The organism is Vibrio sp. 10N.222.46.A1, from assembly GCF_041473595.1.
GTDB classification, from domain to species: domain Bacteria; phylum Pseudomonadota; class Gammaproteobacteria; order Enterobacterales; family Vibrionaceae; genus Vibrio; species Vibrio tasmaniensis_A.
On sequence record NZ_JBFRSN010000212.1, the window covers coordinates 1 to 1,099 of the forward strand.

Annotated in this window: 1 protein-coding gene; it reads left to right on the top strand. The window is 45.5% G+C overall.

Annotated features, from left to right (window positions below; genetic code table 11):
• Nucleotides 1-127: 127 nt before the first annotated feature.
• Nucleotides 128-1,099, top strand: a 972-nt coding sequence (locus tag AB4496_RS07180) for a methyl-accepting chemotaxis protein (protein WP_372130744.1), incomplete at its 3' end; no start/stop codon positions are given.

Genomic DNA, 1,099 nt, shown 5'->3' on the forward strand with positions numbered 1-1,099 from the left:
TACAGGGGGTGTTTAAATACACCAAAGACGACAATGTATCCCTTTTCTTATCTCAAAGCTTTAGAGTGCTTGGTGAACAAAAGTGGCACCTTACACTAGAAGCTAATGAACAAATTATTGATGAAGCGTGAAAGATGCTTGGCAGCAGTTATTGATTGGGGGAGGGGTTTCTGTCGTTATTGCAGCCATGATTTTAATTGCAACTCTAGGGTATTTGTTCCGTCCCATTGTCGCACTTAAAAAAGTCGTGATTAGCCTGTCGTCCGGGGATTGTGACCTCACTCAGAGATTACCTGTAAAAAATAATGATGACTTAGGGCAAATAGCGAAGGCCATCAACGAGTTTATTTCTAATCTGCAATTGATGATGAAAGAGGTCTCGGAGTCATCAGATCAAATTACACACTCTCTTAATCTTGTACACGATCAAGCGGACTCAAACCTGAATAAGCTCAATAGCCATGCGTTAGAAACGGAACAAGTGGTGACCGCCATGACTGAAATGACGGCTTCTTCTGAATCGGTCGCACAAAGCACGGTTTCCGCATCGGAGTTTACTCAGACCGTCATCGGTGACATGACGCAATCGCAACAGGTGGTTGGTGAAGCGGTGATTTGTGTTGAAGCTTTCGTTGATCAATTTGAGGTAATGGCTGAGCGCGTGACTCAAATGAGTGATGGAGCATCTCGAATCAACGAGGTATTAACCGTGATCGGTGGCGTTGCAGAGCAAACCAATTTATTGGCACTTAATGCCGCGATTGAGGCGGCAAGGGCTGGGGAGCAAGGAAGAGGTTTTGCGGTTGTCGCTGATGAAGTCAGGGCATTGGCGGCTCGTACTCAAACAAGTACCAATGAAATAGATGCGATGCTGTCAGAGTTAACGTCCCTTTCGCTTGGAGTGGCCAATAGTATGGGCAAAACGAGTGAAGCAAGTCGTTCTACTGTAGAGCGAACAGCTAAAATATCTCAACGTTTGGTGTCGATGGAACATTCGGTAAATAACGTTGCTAGTTTAACCTCGCAGGTGGCGGTTGCCTCGCAACAGCAAAGCCTTGTAGCAGAGGAGATTAACGGCAACATTAGTACCATTAACCTC